This is a genomic window from Pedobacter frigiditerrae (assembly GCF_004331645.1).
Lineage (GTDB): Bacteria > Bacteroidota > Bacteroidia > Sphingobacteriales > Sphingobacteriaceae > Pedobacter > Pedobacter frigiditerrae.
The window spans coordinates 14,242-33,610 of the sequence record NZ_SJSK01000009.1 but is presented as its reverse complement, the minus strand read 5'-3'; the positions used below and the strand labels follow the sequence as shown (position 1 = coordinate 33,610).

Below are 19,369 nucleotides of genomic sequence, written 5' to 3'. Positions count from 1 at the left end.
CTGAACTAAAGACATTTAAAATGCTAAATGAGTATTTACAACCATTGGGTGAGTATTTTGATAGGCCTAATTATACTACTTTCCCAAAGCCTCTTTAATCATTTCCCTGTTAGGTTTTGAAACTGGGATCTTATCTCCGTTTTTCATTAACAATACTCCTCCATCTTCCTTGAGCCAGCTTGTTACGAAGGCTGGATTGATTAAATGTGTTTGATGTGTACGTAAAAAACCCTTTAGTTTTAACAAATCTGCATATTCTTTTAGCGATTTTGATATTAGAATTTTGTCTCCACCTACTAAATAAAAAAAGGTATAAGTGTTCGAGGCTTCGCAACGCATAATGTCACTGATCTCTACATATCTAATTTCGTTCTGTGTAGGTAAGGCTATTTTGCCCTGAACGGCTTGAGGTTGTTTAATGTGTTGCAATAAAAAGCTCAATTGTTCATTATGTGTCTTAAATCTCAACCGCGACTCTGCCTTGGCAACTGCAGCCACTAATTCTTCTATGTTAACTGGTTTCAACAAATAATCTAATGCAGCAAACTTTACCGCTTGTATACCATATCGGTCATAGGCTGTTACAAATATTACCTCGAATGTTTTTTCTGGCAGCAAATTCAATAAATCGAAGCCAGATTGTTTACCCATTTGAATATCCAAAAACAATAAATCTGGTTGTTGCAAGGAAATCAGCGATACAGCTTCTGTAACTTGTTTTGCCGTACCTACAATCTTTACAGATGGGCAATGGGCAGTTAGCAAAATCTCTAAGTTCTTTAAATTGGTTTGTTCGTCATCAACTAAAACTGCTCTCATCTATATCCATTGTTTAAGTGTAATTGTTATTGCAGTGCCCTTCTCTGTAGATTGAATTGCTAAAACCAAAGCTGTTTCCTTATAAATGGAGTTAAGCAAATCGATTCTGTTCTTGCTCAATTGCAAACCCAAACCATCGAAGATTTTAGTGGTATCAAAGCCATTACCATTATCTGTAGTTTGCAAAATCAAATCTGTATCTTTTTTGGCAATGCTGATGTTAATTTCTCCTAATTTACCTTTTTCAGCTATCCCATGTTTTACTGCATTTTCTACAAAGGGCTGTAATAACATAGCTGGTATTTCTATATTTAGGTCCACATCTGTTTGGATATCAATTTGATAGTTAAATCCAAAACGCAATTGCTCCATTTGTAAATAATCATCTAACAAAGTCTTTTCTTCAGCAAGGCTGATGAGTTCCTTATTATCTAATACATTTCTGGTTAAACGGGCAAACTTATTCAGATATTGGTTAGCCTCATTTGTTTTCTGTTCATTCATTAAACTTTGGATACCTGCTAAAGCATTGAACATAAAATGTGGATTTAGTTGCGACCGAACCCTGTCCAATTGAGTCTTCGCAATTTCTTTTTGTTGTTTTTCTATCAGCAGTTTTCTTTTATTTTTTCTTTTAATGTAAATGATAATTAGAGCAGCAATAGTTGCTAATACACCAACGACAACTGCTATTAAATTAACTACTTGTTTAATTGTAATCTCTTTCAATTGAGAAATTCGTATTGGAAATACATTATGTCCAAACTCAATTAACGTTGAATATTTCCCTGGAGCATTTTTAGAATTTATATAAAATCTATCGTATTCAAGTCTAATTTCATAATCTGATATTGTTTTACTTTCTAATGAAGAAACCGGAATTGCAACATCGTTCGGAAAATAATCTATCAGGTTCTCACTATATACCGTTTTTCCATCAGGCTTATAAACCTTTATTTTATATAAAAAACTAAGTTCATTATATTTTGGGCTAACAATTAAAAATTTCTTGTTATTATTTTCTCCATTAATATCTATTACAGAATTATTTTTTAGAGTATCTAAGCGCCCATTTTTAGTGCTATAATCTTGAAGGCTAACAGAGGATATTTCCAATGGTACAATAGGTTTATTGTAAATAATTACTGATGTGATTTTAAATCTATTAGGTAATTTATATAGCTCTAATCTTAGTTTTTTATTATAAATTTTAATGTTACCTAAGTTAATTATAAGCTTACTAGGGAGATCGCTATGTTTTGGATAAACAAAATCAATTTCACTTAAAGCTTCATTATCTTTAACGATAACTGTATCATTTTCTATTAAATTATATCTATAATATTTTAAGCTATCTTTTGGAATAGTTACTGACAATTTTATTTGCTTAGAACCTTTCAACAAAACAAAATTATCGGCCCCACTTTTTAAGCCATAATTGAATGCAGAGATATATTCAGTAGTTTCATCAATCGTTAAAGAAACTGTAGAAATTTGACTCGTTGTAGTAATGTCATAATGCATTACATTTCCAAATTTATCTTTTGCCAGTGTAGCTTTATCTTGCCCAAAACAAACAGATATAGTTAATAGAAAAAAGAGTGTAAGGTATTTTTTCATCATTTTTAGTTTAAGATTTCCTCAAACTTGCGGTTACTTATCAGATTAATAAATGACAAAATAGTAAATGGAATGTATCAATTAGAATTTATTGGGAACCGCACAGAATTTAATTTATGAGCTTTATATTAAAACCAATCCATTACCCACCAACTTTATTCATAAACCCGACAGCAACGGAAATACTTTTTGTCAAGCTTGCCCTTCGACTTCGCTCAGGGTGACAGCTCAAAAAGATTGTAGTACCCGCCTGCCGGACAGGAATGGTCCCAAAGGGGTGCCTTTGGCACGGGGCTGCATTAACAAAACAGCTACTGACTAACATTTCAAACCAGACAGAGTTTTTCATTTCTCTTAGCCTGATAAATAAGAAAACATTAATGGCTTAACCTTTTTATCCCCACCAATGCAAATAAATACCTATCTGTTTAACAACTAAGTAAAGTGCTAAAACATATAAGAATATAGCGATGGATTTATTAATCAAGTGACTGCTTAAAGCAAATTTCTCTTGAATATATTTTGCAAAGTGTGCATAACCGTATAAGGCTAATGCAGAACCCATTCCAGAACCAAGGCTAAAAATTACTAGCGATAAGTAATCGGTTTTAATCCATTCATGGAGAATAACATAGTTACCAAAAAATAACCAAAAAGGAATTTGTACAGGGTTTAAAACACCCAACAGCATTCCGTAAAATACACTGCCCTTTTTACTTCTATTATCTTCTGCCTTTGTTTTTGGAACCTTTTTACGATTTATCCAAGTGATGGTACCCATCACTATGAAGAGCATGATCATGAATAAATCTACATAAGTGCCCAGCCTTACTTCGCTTACATTTTCATTCAGGTTTACATCACTCGAAACCCAACGGGCAAAACGCATCATCCCGAAAGTGAAAAAAACCTCTACAATAGAAAATGAAAGTATAAAGTACAATGCTTGGCGCATGCCTTTGTTAATGGTAAGCTGTGCCACAGTTAGGTTTATATTGCCTGGCGGAATATAACCCATGGCATTTAAAAGGATGCCTATAATTAAGGTTAAAAAGAGCATATTTTGCTAAGATACTATTTCAGATGTGCTTTTAAAAATTGACCGGTATAAGAGTCTTTTGCTTTTAGCAAATCTTCTGGCTTGCCTTCAAAAACAACATGACCGCCCTTGTCTCCTCCTTCTGGACCAATATCAATTACCCAATCTGCACATTTAATCATGTCCATATTATGTTCAATAACCAAAATGGTATTGCCTTGCTCTATCAATGTATTTAATGCTTTTAATAGCTTTTTAATATCGTGAAAGTGTAATCCTGTTGTAGGTTCATCAAAAATGAACATTGTTTTATGTGCATTGTTCCCCTTGATTAAGAAAGATGCTAACTTGATACGTTGGGCTTCGCCTCCCGATAAGGTATTTGACGATTGACCTAAGTGAACATAGCCTAAACCAACATCTAAAAGCGGGTTTAACTTTTGTAAGATTTTAGGTTCTTTCGCAAAAAACTCAACCGCTTCTTCAATCGTTAAATCTAAAATATCGGCAACGTTTTTATCCTGATAGGTAACATCTAAAACCTGCTGCTTAAATCTTCTTCCTGCACAAGTTTCACAAGGCAGATAGATATCTGCCATGAACTGCATTTCTATTTTAACTTCGCCCTCACCTTGACAAGTATCACACCTGCCACCTTCTACGTTAAATGAAAATGCTGCAGGTTTTAATCCACTTGCTTTTGCCGCTGGCAATGCCGAAAACAATGCTCTAATATCATCCCAAGCTTTTACATAAGTTACTGGATTTGAACGAGAAGAACGACCAATAGGGTTTTGATCTACCATTTCTACTTGGCTAACCAAATCTATGTTACCATAAATCCCATCGTAGCTTCCGGTTTGCTCGCCAGCATAATTACCTATGGCTTTCTGCAAAGCAGGATATAAGATTTTTTTAACCAAACTCGTTTTTCCAGAGCCAGAAACACCACTTACACAAGTAAAAACTCCTAAAGGGAATTTAACATCGATGTTTTTTAGGTTGTTCTCTCTAGCGCCTTTAATTAAAATGTGGTCTTTCCAATTTCTTCTTTTTGCAGGAATTGAAATTTCTTCTTTGCCAGCTAAATACCTACCAGTTAAAGAGTTATTGTCTTTAATGATTTCATCATAAGTACCACTGAAAACTAGGTTTCCACCATGTGTACCAGCCTCCGGACCAATATCAATAATATGGTCGGCAGCTTTCATCATTTCTTCTTCGTGTTCTACTACTAAAACAGTATTACCAACATTTCTAAGTGATGTTAAAACTTCAATTAACTTATGTGTGTCTCTTGGGTGCAAACCAATACTTGGCTCGTCTAAAACATATACAGACCCAACTAAACTACTGCCTAAAGATGTTGCCAGGTTAATACGTTGACTTTCTCCTCCAGATAAGGTATTTGATAATCGATTTAGGGTTAAATAACCTAAACCCACATTATTTAAATACAAAACTCTACTAGTTACTTCTGCTAATAATCGTTTAGAGATTTTAACTTCAGTTTCTGATAATTCTAGTTTTTCAAAAAATGGAAGTATGGTAGACAATGGCATTAAAACCATATCTAAAATAGATTTTCCATTAATTTTTACATAAGAGGCATCTTTACGTAAACGTGTTCCCTTACAATCAGGACAAACTGTTTTTCCGCGATAACGCGAAAGCATGACACGATATTGAATTTTATAGGTTTGTTCTTCTAATTCCTTAAAGAAATCATCTAAGCCAGCGAAATATTTATTGCCCGTCCAAATTAAGCGTTGTTGCGCTTCTGTTAATTCGCTATAAGAGCGATGAATGGGAAAATCGAATTTATCAGCATTTTTGATAAACTTCTTTAACCATTCGCCCATTTTTTCGCCACGCCAAGGGGCAATGGCATTGTCATATAAGCTTTTGCTTTTATCAGGAATAACCAAATCCTCATCAATGCCAATTACGTTGCCATAACCTTCGCAGCGTTTACATGCACCATAAGGGTTATTAAAGCTAAAGAAATTCGGTGTTGGCTCTTCAAACTTTACACCATCTAATTCAAAACGGTCGCAGAAAAAGGTTTGCTTGCTTTCATGCTCTACAAAACAATCTCCTTTACCTTCAAAAAATGCAGTTTGTACAGAATCCGCAATGCGACTTAAAGTTTCTTCTTCATCGTTAACAACAATACGGTCAATCAAAATCCTGATGGTTTCCGTATCCGTTAGCTCAATATCCTTAATCGCTTCGTCTTCTAATAAATCTTCAATCTTGGCTATTTTATTCTTAAAATAAACCCTTAAAAATCCTTTTTGCAAAAGCACCGCTAGTTCTTCTTTTACAGAACGATTGTTATGTGGATGTAATGGACAGAAGATAGTAACTACAGCATCGTTTCCTAAAGCAATAATAAAATCGACTACTGTGGTTACGGTATCTTTTTTAACCACGGCACCAGAAATGGGCGAATAAGTAATTCCAATTCTAGAGAAAAGTAACTTTAAGTAGTCGTAAATCTCGGTACTTGTACCAACGGTAGAACGTGGATTTGAAGTAATTACCTTTTGCTCAATTGCGATAGCTGGCGCAATACCTTTGATATAATCTACATCAGGTTTGTTCATCCTGCCCATGAACTGGCGGGCATAAGAAGAGAGGCTTTCTACGTAACGACGCTGACCTTCTGCATATAAAGTATCAAATGCTAAAGACGACTTACCAGAGCCAGACATCCCAGTAATTACGACCAATTTGTTCTTTGGAATGGCTACATCAATGTTTTTAAGATTGTGTACCCTTGCTCCTTTTATAATGATGTGCTTGTGTGGATCTTTCTCTATTTCTTTACTCATTTACCGCCTCTTAGCTATGCTTTTTTGATTACCCAAAATTACGAAATTGGTTTTAACCAAGCCCCATATTAGATGCGTTTTGCAAAATTTTACAAAATTTAACATATTTATTGTTGTATTATTAAAAAAAAATACGTCTTTTGTATTGATAACTCACACAAGTTAGAAACCAACATCTTAAAAACAAGGAGAAAAGCTATCGATTAAAACAGCTACTTATTTATTATTTAATAAAAAAGAGAATAGTTTTTATACGCACTCCTATGAAATTACAACAGAATAGTGATCAGGATTTAGTGAAGTTATATCTGAGCGGAGAAGAATCTGTATTAGAAGAATTACTGAGAAGACATAAATCCAAAATATACACCTCCATTTATTTATTGGTTAAAGACCAATACCTGGCCGAAGACATTTTTCAAGATGCCTTCATCAAAGTTATCAACACGTTGCGCAGTGGTCGCTATAACGAGGAAGGTAAGTTTTTACCTTGGGTAATGCGTATTGCGCACAATTTGGTTATCGATTATTTCCGTAAGGAAAAACGGACCCCGGTTATTACCAGTGCGGACGGCACCGATGTACTTAACCTTTTGCAAATATTAGAAGAAAGTGCAGAAGAAAGAATGTTGCGCGAACAAACCCACATAGATTTAAGAGCCATGATCCATCTTTTACCAGATGAACAAAAAGAAGTTTTAATCATGCGTCATTATGCAGATTTAAGTTTTAAAGAAATTGCAGACTTAACAGATGTAAGTATTAATACAGCCCTAGGCCGAATGCGTTATGCGTTGAGCAATTTGCGCAAAATGATGAAGGTTAAAGAAGTAAGTACAAAGAATTCTTAAATAAGTTAGCCACAGATTAACAGATTAGAATTTAATAATCTGTTAATCTGTGGCAATATTTTTTAAAAACCATTGTTTTGGCAATTGGCTAAAGCAGTCCCGTACCAAAGGCACTCCTTTGGGGCCTCTCCTCGGGCAGGCTTTCCCTAAGCCGAGCAAAACGGACTTAAAGAACCCCAACTAATGCTGCCATCTCCTTTTGCCTTGCAAATCGAATAAAGAAACTTACCTAAAAACCTCATTTAAAAGGCAGAATTAGGGTTTAGGAAATTAAATTTCGAAAAAATGAAATAATTATTTCTTTAACGAAATAAAGTATATGTAATTACGTTTAATTTTAAAAAACTAAATAATTATTCGATTGCGTATGACAAAAACGGCTACTCCAAATCACATTGTAAACTTCCCCAACCCACAGCAAATAGAAAAAACTATTGATGTGGCCGAACAGCAGGATTTGATGTTTTACAACAGCATTAAACCCCAGCTAGATGAGTTAGTAAAAAATCCCTCAGATGAAACCATCGACAAGATTTTAGCTTATTCAAAAAAGAAGTAAAATTACAAAACCAAAAATCCCGCTAACCCTTGGCTAGCGGGATTTTTAGTTCTATTAATTACGAATAATTACCTGTTTTTTAATTGTCTCTTTTTCTCCATCCATTCTCATGTGCAGAAAATAGGTGTCTGATGGTAAACCTCTTGTGTCTAGCTCTACTTTATAGTTTCTGCTTTTAGTATTCTTCCTTAGCTTACCCTTTACATCATAAAGCCAAACCTCATATTCCTTCATTTTACTTTTTTCAGCAGTAGATATTTTTGCCATTTTGGTTTCATCAGGAGCTACAAACAAGCTACTACCAACTGCAGGGTTTGGATAAACAACCATACTTCGCATACCACTGCAATATCGCTCAACTTCTATTGAACCAGCTGTTACCGTTGCGCCACAAGGCAAATCAACTTCTACTGATATGGTATGATTACCGCATGGAGGATTACCGCTATCATAAAAAGATTCTACTCCACTTGCAATTAAATTACCATCTAAATACCATCTTATTGCATTGTACGAATAACCTACGCTTTGGATCATTGCTGTTAGTGGATCGCTTCCTATCATAGGGTTTGCACCTATACTAATGGAAACTTGATAAGGATTATGTGCTGTATATGTAACCACCTGATTATTATAGCTCATAAAAGTACAATAAACTGTACCGCCCAATCCAGTTATATTCACACTGTTAGAGCTCGTGTAAACAGACTGACCAAGACCATTGATATTTATATCTCCATCTGCTGTCCAATGAAAGTTTGCGCCAGAAGGGACATTGATCTCGGCCGTAGCCTCGCCACAAGCACCCGTATTATTATTTTGGCTAATTGTAATTAATGGTGGCACTAATGTTTTTCTGACGGCAAATTCACCACAAGGACTACGTAATATCGCTGCCAATACTGCAAACTGATTAGTATATGTAGGAGTTGCAATTCCAACTGTTGTACTATTTGAAGAACCTACAATTGTATACCCTCCACCCACCTCCCAATTAATTGTTGTTCCAGAGGGCACGCCTGTAATTGAATAAGTAGTATTAGCCCCTGAAATAACAGGACCAGTAATATTAAATGAGCTAGTTGGATTACAAAAAACACCACAACTGACGAAACCTGTAGTTGTGCCTGCCAATTCTTTTAATAAAAAATCGCCATTGCGAGATGTGAAAGTTACATGATCTTCGTTACCCACAACTGAAGTAACAAAATTATCGAATGGCGAATTATTTGGGCTGGTTGTAGGGATATTTCTGCTGTAACCTGTATAAAGTTGCGAAGTGGAAATAGTAGTTGCTCCATTACCAATGTCTAGTGAACTTACCGAGGGGACATAATTGAAGCTGGGAACTAAAACAACATCTGCCAAGCCAGAAGGCACACCTACAGAAGATCCGTTACTAAAGCTTGCCTCCCCGCCAACTCCGTTGTCCAATGGAAGCATATAACTTCCAGCATTTGCGGATCTATCTGTAATAGCTGAGTTTACATTAAACAAACCTAATATCTTACGCTTGATTCCAACAAAGCCTTTATAAACCTGTTGATTAGTTTGGTTAGGCAAGGATTTTGCCCTAATTTCTGTAACAAAACTTGTTTTTGTAGACAATGGACCCAATATGGAACCAAATCCGATTAGAGGTCTGTTAGTTAACAATCCACCTACCACTTGGTAAGGAGCTGTAAAAAAGTCTATTAAATTAGCCAAAAACGGTATCTTTAAACGCTTTTCTTCTTTAACCTCAAATAATGTAGTATATGGTGCAAAGGGCTGTAAGGTTCCGCATTCTGACCCATTGCTAATCGCAATATTTCTACTCGATGGCATACCCAAAGAATGGTAGGCACTATAAAAAGTATCATGTTCGGTATTATCTACTGCTAAATTAGCTGCATCTCCTATTCTATAATACAGTAACTGTTTCGACGCTGGTGCATTAAGTATATCTTTAGCAACTTTTAACTCTGGATACATATCTACCAGTTTAATTAATGGGATTGCCCCCCAAAACAAACTGAACTCTGCTTTATTAATATGTTTGACCAAAGCTTGCAAACCTAAAGGAAAGTTAGCTCCTTGATGAGGACTATCCATGCTAATGTATAAACTGGTGTGATGGGCAATGCTGTTAGTTTCTAGGCTACGAAGGGCATGTCTTGCGATTACACCACCCATACTCAAACCTAAAATTACATTATCTGCACTACCTGTTTTGTTACCATTAACCCATTGTATAGCGGCCTGTACAAGAGCCGAATTTGTTTCTAGAGCATCAGTGGCATCATCAAAATTCACAAAAACAATATCATAGCCAAGTAAATCAATATCATTGTTCAAAAATGTATTACTTGGGTATAATATCTGGTCAAGACTATTTGTTAAAAATCTATCAACAGTAAAATCTTCATTAGGTGTATTGGGTGTTGTAATCTTCCAAAAATCAATACCCTCCACCACAATTAAAGGCTTAATAATGTTGTCATTAAGATGGTTATTACTCAGTCTAATCTGCAAAAAAGCCTTTTTTAATCCAGATGGCGTATTGATCTCAATAGTATGCCCTGTTCTAGCATGGTAAGCCTTAGAAATTGAGCCACCGCCAGGTGATTCCTCTTCAGCTGTTACCTCTACATAAATTCTACTGTGCGAAATCAGAGTGCTGTTATCGGTAAAAGTAACTTCGTAATTAATAGTTTTGTAACCTGTAGTAGTATAGCTTGTACTAAATGGTGTGTTTATGGATTTTATTTGCAAACCATTACCATCGCCTAAATCTATTTTAATCTGACTAATGGTTTTGGTGGTATTGCCAAACATTAATGTACTTGGTAGTGTGAAACTTACATAACCCCCAAGTGCATTAAAATATTCTTTTTGTGGAGCTATTGCAAATGCTGTTTTAGTAAGATAAGGGCTTTGAGTTCGAGTGTTTACATCATACAGCTGGTCTCCAGTTTCGTACATCAGTCCTGCTGTAATGGCATCGTCACGCAGCTCCTGATAATTGTAATGTAAATAAACAAATGGAGTGGCAAGCGAATCATAAGTTAGTGCGTTTAGGGCAGTATTAAAAGAACCAAAAGATGTAAAACTAACGGTATTGCTAAATTGGGAAGAAAGCAACGAGCCATAAATACTTCGCCACTCCTTTAAACTCACATAGTTACTATCAACCAATATGGTTCCAGTAAAATTATTTAAGTTACTAAAATTAACGCCGACATCTAACAAAATGCCCGTGTAAACAGGTGTTTTGTCTACGTGCTGAAAGATACTTTTAATTCTATCCGAAAAATCATTTGGCGTTTCCTGTGCCTGTAGCTTTGCTCCTAGTAGTAAGCACAACAATAAGAAGAGTAGTTTTTTCATTTCGAGAAGAGTTATAGTTAAGAATTAATTAGTAAAAGGCACATCAAATCTACCTTCTGTTATCTTTATTGTTTTTCCAGTAGCACTATCCTTTCCAACAAAAAAAAAGTGCCCTGAAATTATTCTATTAATCTTATCGTACTTTGTAATTACTAAAGTGCCATCTGTGCATTTATATATATTGGTATCATATATGTACCTTACAAAATTACTATTGGTTATTAAATCATAACTGCCAACCGTTTGCATATTTGTGACCGAAAAATTAACAGCTTCAACACCCTTGTTGGTTTTCAAACTTAATATATCAAATTGTATACTCGTAGTAATTGCTGGAATCATTGATATACCAGTGGGTATCCATATTTCTCCATTAACCAAGCAACCAAAAGTTCTTGCCCCTGTCTGGGTTTCTGCTGGTAAGGCTGGTTCTAGTGCGCCAATGGTTTTCTTTTTACAAGAAATAGGCAATATTGCAAAGCTCAAAAAAACACAGGCCAAGCTCAATAAAAAGATTGGTCTCTTTTTCATCCTGTTATTATTTTGTTAAATCCCTTTTGTCTTTTTTGCCTTTGTCATAACAGGCGTTCTACTGCTTTAAACATACTTAATTAAATTTATAGTTAGTGTTTTCTATACGGAAGGGTATATTCTCAGGTCGAAGCGGTAGTTTTTCGGGATGAAAATATTTATAACCTAACTGTCTCAATCAATAATAAATTATCATTATTACCACATTCTGACTTTCCCTTTGATTTAAACACTTATTTTTGCTTAGTGTAATTTTAACACTAAGAGGTTATGAAAAAGAGTTTACTTCCACTCACATTAGGCGGTTTAGGTATCGGTATTACAGAGTTTGTAATGATGGGTCTGTTGCCAGATATTGCAAAAGATTTAAATGTAAGCATTCCTCAAGCTGGCTATTTAATCTCTGCTTATGCGCTTGGCGTAGTCATTGGCGCTCCATTATTAGTAATGGCAGCGGGCAAATTTCCACCCAAAAAGATATTGATTGCTTTAATGATCATGTTTACGGTATTTAATGCACTATCTGCATTTGCACCTAACTTTAGTTTATTATTCATAGCTCGTTTATTATCTGGCTTACCACATGGTGCATTTTTCGGCGTGGGTTCTGTAGTGGCAAGTCGCATTGCAGAAAAGGGTAAGGCGGCACAAGCAGTATCTATGATGTTTGCGGGTTTAACCATTGCAAATGTTTTGGGCGTTCCGTTAGGTACTTTTATCGGTCATAATTTTTCTTGGCGGTTCTCATTCGCTGTTGTAGCCATAGTTGGCATCATTACGTTGATTAGCCTTAAACAATGGCTTCCGGCTTTGCCAGCCAACAAAAACAGAGATTTAAAGGCTGAGCTTGGTTTCTTCAAAAAGCAAGAAGCTTGGTTAATCATCATCATGATTTCTATTGGAACAGGCGGTTTATTTACATGGTATAGCTACATTGCTCCATTAATGACAGATGTTGCTGGTTTTTCTGCAAATAGTGTTACTTACATTATCATGTTAGCCGGACTCGGTATGCTTTGCGGCAATTTCATTGGTGGTTATTTAGCAGATAAATTTTCTCCCGCCAAAGCTTCAGTCGCTTTATTGTTAACCATGGTAATAACGTTAATAATCGTCCATTACGTGTCATTTAACCCTGTATTAGCCTTAATAATGACATTTATAACCGGAGCGGTTTCTTTTGCCTTAGCAGCGCCAATACAAATGTTAATGATTACTTCCGCAAAGGGGTCAGAAATGTTGGCTGCCTCTGCTAGTCAAGCTAGCTTTAATATTGGAAATGCATTGGGTGCTTTCTTCGGCGGACTACCTTTGGTTTATGGGTTTGATTATACCTGGCCAGCTTTAGTGGGTGCATTAATGGCATTGATTGGTGCGATGTTTGCGTTTTGGCTGATTAAAAGCCATCATCCTGCAAAGATTAAAACAAAGGCAGAAGTTTGTTTAAACTAAAAACCAGGCTATCTTACATTCCCTAAAAAAGTACCTACAGACAATCCTGCAAAACTTTGTATCGCATTTAAATTTGCATTGGCCGATAAGCTTATCGCTATGATATTGCCCAATTTCAAGTTATATTTTGCTTCTATTGGCAAGCCAATTGTGTTTTTCTGAATCTTTTCATACACGCTATATCCAAACAAAAGAATACCACTATTTTCTTGCCCGCCACTTCTTATGTATTTTCCTTGAGTTACCTTACCCGTAAATGCAAGTCCTGCACCAAGCTGAAAATTATGAACGCTACCCACATTAAAATTTTTACCAACCATTAAAGCATAATCAAATAGTTTTGGGCTTGGTCTATCACCAAAAAGTCCAATTTCACCAACCCTGGAATTTTTAATTTTAAAATAATAAGCCTCATTTTGTAAAGCAACATAAGACTGGCCATATATACCAGATTTAGTTCCTAATCCAGCTTCCAATCCTAAGGAAAATTGCTGTGCAATGCAGTTATTAGCCATTAATAAACTCAAGGTAATTATAAGAATGCATTTCATCTTTAGTTAATTAGTTAAAGGTTGATAAATTTTTTGAGTATATTTTTCAAGATCAGTCCTAATATTTGGAAAATCAGACACTTCCAGTCCTCTATAAAACCGCTTGTTAGCAAATAATTGTCCGACTAAAGAACCTAGAGCCACTCCAATTGGTATACCTCCTACAATATTGGCAGCCTGCGTTAAAGCATTGGTAGATTCTGCTGCAATGACCACGAAAGCACCTGCCCCGATTAATATAAATGGCAAAACCACCCCTCGCTTACTAATGTAAATGTCTTTTACATTAGCAAACCTTAGTTTAATGGTATCAGTGTTGTGCTTTAACAAGATAAGTTCATGATCAGTAATGACATAAAAGACACCGCGTACACGATGCTTATTTTTTTCGATTACCTTAATATTATATTTTGGCTTCAATTGCGCACTGCAAGCATGTTTAATAAACAGGCACATTAATATTGTAAGAATGATTTTCATAATTTATTTTTAGGTGAGTAGACAAGCGGATTAAATTACTTTTGGATAAATCTTGCGGTATTTCCAAGTTCTACCATCTAAAAAGGCAATAATCATAAATGCCCCCGAACGATGATTTGCTACATCAAAAATGAGTTCGCCATCTTCTGTTTTAGATAATCGTGTTTTCTTAATATCTATTGCACCAGCAACATATGGCACCAGCACAAGCCCTACATTTTTGTTTTTAAGATAGAGATAGCCATCTTTTTTCAGTTTTGCATTAAGTATTCTTTCTCTTATGGTTTCACCATTTTCGATATAATCAATTTTTAGTTTATCATTTGCTAGAACCTCTAATCTAACAGCGTAAGTTTTGGCAGAGTCAATTTTGAAGGTGTCTGCTAATAATTTTCGATCTAATTCCTGTAAAAAATTATTGTACATCCAGTACTTTCTGGTTTTCTCTTCTTCATTTGATGCATTAATGCTGTATTTCCCGTTTAAAGAGACAACGTTACTTTTTGTTAATGGACTTGGATTTTCCATTCCTTTTTGAAACGAAACACAACTAGAAAATAGAAGTGCAGCTATAAGCACTATGCTTTGAAGGTAGTGCTTAACGCATGGAGAGTTGAGTTGATACATAACCATAATAATTTAAATGATCTGTGAGCAATATTGATACATATTTATAATTACCTAGGTGCTAATTCTAGCTTTTAGGATTGATTCTTTTAAAATGATAGGCAACATCAAAACCTCTTCCAGCCCCAATTAATAATAAAAACGCACCAGAATTATCAACTGCGTGATTCAATATTAGGCCACCATCCTTCGCTACACCAATTCTAGTTTTTTTACTTTGGGTACCTCCCAGTAGGTAAGGTATTCCATGAACCTTAACTTCTGTCTTTCCAACTTTCAGCAACCCCCTTGATTGCAACCTTCCTGACAAAATCAAACTATCAATCATCAGTCTTTCTTTTTTGATTGAGATAGCTATACTGTTTTCTTTTAAGTAAGTAAGTGAAATAAAATATCTAGACACAGTATCAATGCTAATTGCTTTATTGGTTAAGTATTGATAGAAATAATCCTTCTTCTTATCATTGATGACATCTTCTTGGTTTCCTTTTTTATCGTAACCATAATCTGGGGAAAAAGAATAAGTACCTGTAAGTTCACTCAAATTATTTTCGGTTAACTTCTTTGAAGCTCGCCAAACTCTCGTATTAGAAAATGAGGCACAACCTGTGAGCACAGCTACTGCTAAAATCAAAACAAAATATGCCTGGTATTTTACTGTGTTAGTTTTCATATCATTATATTTTAAAAAATTGATTTCTTTTTAGAACATACCTATTGAAGCCCCAAATGAAAAATTTCCATAGCTTTTAACTCCGTTTGCATTTCCTCTCCACGAAGCATTTATGCCAATCCCTTTGTTAAATTGAAAACTATACCTTAATTCAGCAGGTAAGCCGATGGCTATTTCTTCATTAAACCGGGGTAAATAATAAGGCTGTTTGGCACGATTAAACTCTTCATCTGGGATAGTTTTAGCAACAACTGAAACACCTGTTCCGAATTGAAATTGGTGGCGTTTTAATAGCGTGTAAGTTTTACCATAAATTAATCCAAAGTCCGTTAAACCTGGTGTAGTGATATGGCTTTCATCATCTTCTCCCTTCAACAATTTTTGCTCTTCACTTCTGTTGTCTCTGGCATCGCTAATAGCAATTTTTAGATAATTATGGTCGTATTGCGCCCAAATTCCAACATTCACATAATTATCGTAGCTTTTTGATTTACCTAATTCAAAACCTAAATAAAGATTATTGAAGCCCGAAAAATCCGGCTTCTGTGAAAATGAAGATTCAGATAATAGTATCGCAATTACGCTGATGATTAATATTTTAGTTTTCATGACTCTTGATTTAAATTGATAACCAAAAGTATTGAGTAGAAAATTGAAGAATTAATCCTTAAAGACACAAAAAACAAATAGCTTAATCTTAAAGAACAATTAAATAACAATATTATTCATTTATTAATTCTAAAGATTGTATATTAGACTAAATTAACTTGTAAAGATGTTAATTTACGTTTACTTAATTTTTAGGAATATTAATAATGGTTAATTTTCAAGCAAATTACTTTGAGCAGATTAAAACAGCTTTGCCAACATACCAAAACCTGGCTCAAAGCATAGCTGAAGTGTTGTCAATTAGCATTAATGAGGCTTATAAAAAAATTAAGGGCAGTAGTTTATTAAATATCAATCAGATAGTAAAGCTTTCTGACCACTTCGGCGTTCCCTTTCTTTATAAACCAGAGCAGCTGCCAACAGTAACATTTGATTATTTAAGCGTTGACCAGGAAACACCAAATATGCTGCTGTACTTGCAAGACTTATTAAAAAACCTAAAGCAAATTCAAAGTGGGACTAAAAAGCACATCACCATTACAACCGATGACATTCCCTTATTTCATTTTTTCAAATACCCAGAGCTTACTTGTTTTAAGCTGTTCTTTTGGTCAGACAGCGCAATGAATTCTGAAACGAAGTTTGACCCAAGCTCATTTGATGAACAAATTATATCTCTTTCAAAAGAGTTAAATCAAATTTACCTAGAGATCCCTTGCACCGAAATATGGGCAAAAGACACTGTGCATGGCACAATTGAACAAATTAGGTATGCATTTGAAGCAGGTTATATCGACAAAGGATTAGCCATCCAAATTATAGAACAGGTTAGGTATTGTTTAACAGACATGAATATGTATGCCATTAGCAGTAAAAAAACCATCGACCCAGATCACAGCTTTAATTGGTATAACTGCGATGTGTTAGGAAGTATATCTTATTTAGTAGACCACAAAGGAAGTATGTCTTGTTATAATAGATTTAATACCTTCAATTATTTAAAGACCGATGACCAATCTTATTGCGAACAAACAAAACACTGGATGCAAGGCTTAATTAAAAAGTCGGTTTCATTTAGTGGGCAGGGCGAAAAACATCGAAACAAATTTCTTTACAATTCATTCGCAGAATGTGATAACTTAATAAGGGAGATAAATATACCTTAGGGCATTTTTCGTTGCTCGTCTTTCGTTGTTCGTTTTACTCAATACGCAAATCTCAATACTCAACACTATATTTGTCTATGCTAAAAAAAGAACGATATCAACTTTTTGTAAAGCACTTTGCGGCTAAACAACCTAATGCCGAAACTGAATTACACTATAACAATCCCTATCAATTACTGGTAGCGGTTATTCTTTCTGCACAATGTACCGATAAAAGAATCAACCAAGTAACTCCAGCTCTTTTTAAGCGTTTCCCAAATGCTACTGCGTTGGCAGAAGTTACACCAGACATCGTTTTTGATTACATAAGAAGTGTTAGTTATCCTAATAACAAGGCTAAGCATTTAGTGGGAATGGCAAATATGCTGGTAAACGAATTTAATAACCAAGTACCATCAGACATAGACCAATTACAGAAAATGCCAGGTGTTGGCCGCAAAACTGCTAATGTTATTGCATCTGTTATTTATGATGCTCCGGCAATGGCGGTAGACACTCACGTATTTAGGGTTGCCAATAGAATTGGGTTAACCACTGGAAAAACACCTTTAGCAGTAGAAAAAGATTTAGTTAAAAATTTACCTGAGCATACCATTGCCATGGCTCATCATTGGTTAATTCTGCATGGCAGGTATGTTTGTGTGGCGAGAAGTCCGAAATGCAGCATTTGTGAAATAACCTATATGTGTAAGTACTTTGAAAAGCTTCATAAAACTAAAGAAATTAGTGATGTTGATAATTTTATTGAAATAGTTTAAATATTATTTGCATTAATCAAATTAAAATTAATATGTTTGCTAAAGTTATTAGCATTACAAGATTAGATTATTAGCCGATACATACATTTATTTATTTAGAAGATGAAGGACATGAACCCAAACGCAGAAAAATTAAAAGCACTACAATTAACATTAGATAAATTAGAAAAATCATACGGTAAAGGTTCCGTGATGAAATTAGGCGATGCTCCAATTGAAGCCATCGATTCAATTTCTACTGGTTCAATTAGTTTAGATATCGCCTTAGGTATTGGCGGTGTTCCAAAAGGACGTGTGATAGAAATATACGGGCCAGAATCTTCTGGTAAAACAACCTTGGCCACTCACATTATTGCAGAAGCACAGAAAAAAGGCGGTATTGCTGCATTTATTGATGCAGAGCATGCATTTGATAAGGGTTATGCTAAAAAGTTAGGTGTAGATGTAGATAACCTTTTTATCGCTCAACCAGATAATGGAGAACAAGCTTTAGAAATTGCAGACAACTTGATTCGTTCTGGGGCTATTGATGTAATCGTGATTGACTCGGTTGCTGCATTGGTACCAAAGGCGGAGATTGAAGGCGAAATGGGTGATAGCAAAATGGGCTTACATGCTCGTTTAATGAGCCAGGCCTTACGTAAACTAACAGGAACAATTTCAAAGACTGGCTGTTGCTGTATCTTCATTAACCAATTACGTGAAAAAATTGGTGTAATGTTCGGCAACCCAGAAACTACCACTGGTGGTAATGCATTGAAATTTTATGCATCTGTACGTTTAGATATTCGCAGAACTTCACAGATTAAAGATTCTGATGAAGTATCAGGAAATAGGGTTAAAGTTAAAATCGTTAAAAATAAAGTTGCACCACCTTTCCGAATTGCTGAATTTGATATCATGTTTGGAGAAGGCATTTCTAAAACTGGAGAAATTATTGACTTAGGTGTTGATTTTAACATCATTAAAAAAGCTGGTTCTTGGTTCTCTTATGGAGAAACTAAACTAGGCCAGGGAAGAGATGCTGTTAAAACACTATTATTAGATAATCCAGAATTATCTGAAGAAATAGAAGCTAAAATTAGAGCTGAAGTAACAGGAGATAAATTAGAAGAAAAGATATAGCTAAAAATCCTTTATTTAGATACAAAGAAATACTATTGAGAACGCTGTTGCTAAAACATTATAGCAACAGCGTTCTTTTTTTATCTAAAACTTGAAGATTTTGGTGCTGCATCAGCGTTGTTCTTCAAGAACTTTTTATCTAATGTGATGATGGTATAAGTTGCAATAATAATCCCGACCACTAAAAGAACTAATCCTAAATAGTTTCTTTTTTTATCCTGTTTAATCATCCATACTAAAAAGACAATTAAAGGAATTAATAATAACCCAAAAAATATAAAACTATTCGCTCCCATAATACTA

The 19,369-nt window shown here is 34.9% G+C and carries 18 protein-coding genes; 6 read left to right on the top strand and 12 right to left on the bottom strand.

What is annotated here, in order from left to right; genetic code table 11:
- Window positions 1–75 precede the first annotated feature (75 nt).
- The 4 genes from EZ428_RS23175 to uvrA all read right to left on the bottom strand — a co-directional run bounded on the left by EZ428_RS23175 (window position 76) and on the right by uvrA (window position 6,315).
- Complete coding sequence (locus EZ428_RS23175) at window positions 76–819, bottom strand: LytR/AlgR family response regulator transcription factor (RefSeq protein WP_131555728.1); 744 nt, start codon at window positions 817–819, stop codon at window positions 76–78.
- Window positions 820–2,439 (bottom strand): sensor histidine kinase, encoded by a 1,620-nt coding sequence (locus tag EZ428_RS23170; RefSeq protein WP_225871149.1) that lies wholly within the window; start codon window positions 2,437–2,439, stop codon window positions 820–822.
- A 394-nt stretch (window positions 2,440–2,833) separates the two neighbouring features.
- Complete coding sequence (locus EZ428_RS23165; protein WP_131555727.1) at window positions 2,834–3,499, bottom strand: LysE family transporter; 666 nt, start codon at window positions 3,497–3,499, stop codon at window positions 2,834–2,836.
- A gap of 14 nt (window positions 3,500–3,513) precedes the next feature.
- Entirely contained in the window at window positions 3,514–6,315 is a 2,802-nt protein-coding gene (gene uvrA / locus EZ428_RS23160; protein ID WP_131555726.1) for an excinuclease ABC subunit UvrA, read from the bottom strand.
- Window positions 6,316–6,578: 263 nt separating this feature from the next.
- On the opposite strand from uvrA, the gene EZ428_RS23155 reads away from it, so the two are divergent.
- Entirely contained in the window at window positions 6,579–7,166 is a 588-nt protein-coding gene (locus EZ428_RS23155; protein ID WP_131555725.1) for an RNA polymerase sigma factor, read from the top strand.
- 367 nt (window positions 7,167–7,533) lie between these two features.
- Entirely contained in the window at window positions 7,534–7,725 is a 192-nt protein-coding gene (locus tag EZ428_RS23150; RefSeq protein ID WP_131555724.1) for a hypothetical protein, read from the top strand.
- Between the two features lie 54 nt (window positions 7,726–7,779).
- Here EZ428_RS23150 and EZ428_RS23145 read toward each other — a convergent pair whose 3' ends face one another.
- Both EZ428_RS23145 and EZ428_RS23140 read right to left on the bottom strand, forming a co-directional pair.
- A complete protein-coding gene (locus EZ428_RS23145) occupies window positions 7,780–11,094 on the bottom strand; it encodes a T9SS type A sorting domain-containing protein (protein WP_131555723.1) in 3,315 nt (1,104 codons plus the stop codon).
- Between the two features lie 24 nt (window positions 11,095–11,118).
- Window positions 11,119–11,625, bottom strand: coding sequence for a DUF6252 family protein (locus tag EZ428_RS23140; RefSeq protein ID WP_131555722.1), 507 nt, complete (start codon window positions 11,623–11,625; stop codon window positions 11,119–11,121).
- 270 nt (window positions 11,626–11,895) lie between these two features.
- Here EZ428_RS23140 and EZ428_RS23135 point away from each other — a divergent pair, with 270 nt between their 5' ends.
- The gene (locus tag EZ428_RS23135) at window positions 11,896–13,077 is read left to right on the top strand and encodes an MFS transporter (RefSeq protein WP_131555721.1); all 1,182 of its coding nucleotides are present in this window, start codon (window positions 11,896–11,898) and stop codon (window positions 13,075–13,077) included.
- A gap of 8 nt (window positions 13,078–13,085) precedes the next feature.
- Here the strand turns inward: EZ428_RS23135 and EZ428_RS23130 are convergent, their stop codons facing one another.
- The 5 genes from EZ428_RS23130 to EZ428_RS23110 form a co-directional block, all read right to left on the bottom strand.
- Window positions 13,086–13,628 carry a hypothetical protein gene (locus tag EZ428_RS23130; protein ID WP_131555720.1) on the bottom strand — a complete coding sequence of 181 codons (543 nt, stop codon included), beginning with the start codon at window positions 13,626–13,628 and terminating at the stop codon, window positions 13,086–13,088.
- Between the two features lie 6 nt (window positions 13,629–13,634).
- The gene (locus EZ428_RS23125; RefSeq protein WP_131555719.1) at window positions 13,635–14,108 is read right to left on the bottom strand and encodes a hypothetical protein; all 474 of its coding nucleotides are present in this window, start codon (window positions 14,106–14,108) and stop codon (window positions 13,635–13,637) included.
- A 30-nt stretch (window positions 14,109–14,138) separates the two neighbouring features.
- Entirely contained in the window at window positions 14,139–14,636 is a 498-nt protein-coding gene (locus tag EZ428_RS23120) for a hypothetical protein (RefSeq protein WP_131555718.1), read from the bottom strand.
- A 166-nt stretch (window positions 14,637–14,802) separates the two neighbouring features.
- Complete coding sequence (locus EZ428_RS23115) at window positions 14,803–15,408, bottom strand: hypothetical protein (protein WP_131555717.1); 606 nt, start codon at window positions 15,406–15,408, stop codon at window positions 14,803–14,805.
- A gap of 30 nt (window positions 15,409–15,438) precedes the next feature.
- Complete coding sequence (locus EZ428_RS23110) at window positions 15,439–16,017, bottom strand: hypothetical protein (RefSeq protein WP_131555716.1); 579 nt, start codon at window positions 16,015–16,017, stop codon at window positions 15,439–15,441.
- Between the two features lie 206 nt (window positions 16,018–16,223).
- On the opposite strand from EZ428_RS23110, the gene EZ428_RS23105 reads away from it, so the two are divergent.
- From EZ428_RS23105 to recA, 3 genes are all read left to right on the top strand, one after another.
- Entirely contained in the window at window positions 16,224–17,183 is a 960-nt protein-coding gene (locus EZ428_RS23105) for a helix-turn-helix domain-containing protein (RefSeq protein ID WP_131555715.1), read from the top strand.
- A 77-nt stretch (window positions 17,184–17,260) separates the two neighbouring features.
- Complete coding sequence (gene nth, locus EZ428_RS23100; protein WP_131555714.1) at window positions 17,261–17,941, top strand: endonuclease III; 681 nt, start codon at window positions 17,261–17,263, stop codon at window positions 17,939–17,941.
- A 111-nt stretch (window positions 17,942–18,052) separates the two neighbouring features.
- Entirely contained in the window at window positions 18,053–19,066 is a 1,014-nt protein-coding gene (gene recA / locus EZ428_RS23095) for a recombinase RecA (protein ID WP_131555713.1), read from the top strand.
- Between the two features lie 80 nt (window positions 19,067–19,146).
- On the opposite strand, the gene EZ428_RS23090 is transcribed toward recA, so the two are convergent.
- On the bottom strand, window positions 19,147–19,362 hold the full coding sequence (locus tag EZ428_RS23090; RefSeq protein ID WP_131555712.1) for a hypothetical protein: 216 nt from the start codon (window positions 19,360–19,362) through the stop codon (window positions 19,147–19,149).
- Between the last annotated feature and the right edge of the window lie 7 nt (window positions 19,363–19,369).

Bases quoted from the DNA above. Each gene is read 5' to 3' on its own strand.
- EZ428_RS23155 (WP_131555725.1), top strand. From the start codon at position 6,579: ATGAAATTACAACAGAATAGTGATCAGGATTTAGTGAAGTTATATCTG.
- EZ428_RS23150 (WP_131555724.1), top strand. From the start codon at position 7,534: ATGACAAAAACGGCTACTCCAAATCACATTGTAAACTTCCCCAACCCA.
- EZ428_RS23105 (WP_131555715.1), top strand. From the start codon at position 16,224: ATGGTTAATTTTCAAGCAAATTACTTTGAGCAGATTAAAACAGCTTTG.
- EZ428_RS23170 (WP_225871149.1), bottom strand. From the start codon at position 2,439: ATGAAAAAATACCTTACACTCTTTTTTCTATTAACTATATCTGTTTGT.
- uvrA (WP_131555726.1), bottom strand. From the start codon at position 6,315: ATGAGTAAAGAAATAGAGAAAGATCCACACAAGCACATCATTATAAAA.
- EZ428_RS23115 (WP_131555717.1), bottom strand. From the start codon at position 15,408: ATGAAAACTAACACAGTAAAATACCAGGCATATTTTGTTTTGATTTTA.
- EZ428_RS23165 (WP_131555727.1), bottom strand. From the start codon at position 3,499: ATGCTCTTTTTAACCTTAATTATAGGCATCCTTTTAAATGCCATGGGT.
- EZ428_RS23145 (WP_131555723.1), bottom strand. From the start codon at position 11,094: ATGAAAAAACTACTCTTCTTATTGTTGTGCTTACTACTAGGAGCAAAG.
- EZ428_RS23120 (WP_131555718.1), bottom strand. From the start codon at position 14,636: ATGGAAAATCCAAGTCCATTAACAAAAAGTAACGTTGTCTCTTTAAAC.
- EZ428_RS23135 (WP_131555721.1), top strand. From the start codon at position 11,896: ATGAAAAAGAGTTTACTTCCACTCACATTAGGCGGTTTAGGTATCGGT.
- EZ428_RS23110 (WP_131555716.1), bottom strand. From the start codon at position 16,017: ATGAAAACTAAAATATTAATCATCAGCGTAATTGCGATACTATTATCT.
- EZ428_RS23175 (WP_131555728.1), bottom strand. From the start codon at position 819: ATGAGAGCAGTTTTAGTTGATGACGAACAAACCAATTTAAAGAACTTA.
- EZ428_RS23140 (WP_131555722.1), bottom strand. From the start codon at position 11,625: ATGAAAAAGAGACCAATCTTTTTATTGAGCTTGGCCTGTGTTTTTTTG.
- EZ428_RS23125 (WP_131555719.1), bottom strand. From the start codon at position 14,108: ATGAAAATCATTCTTACAATATTAATGTGCCTGTTTATTAAACATGCT.
- recA (WP_131555713.1), top strand. From the start codon at position 18,053: ATGAACCCAAACGCAGAAAAATTAAAAGCACTACAATTAACATTAGAT.
- nth (WP_131555714.1), top strand. From the start codon at position 17,261: ATGCTAAAAAAAGAACGATATCAACTTTTTGTAAAGCACTTTGCGGCT.
- EZ428_RS23130 (WP_131555720.1), bottom strand. From the start codon at position 13,628: ATGAAATGCATTCTTATAATTACCTTGAGTTTATTAATGGCTAATAAC.
- EZ428_RS23090 (WP_131555712.1), bottom strand. From the start codon at position 19,362: ATGGGAGCGAATAGTTTTATATTTTTTGGGTTATTATTAATTCCTTTA.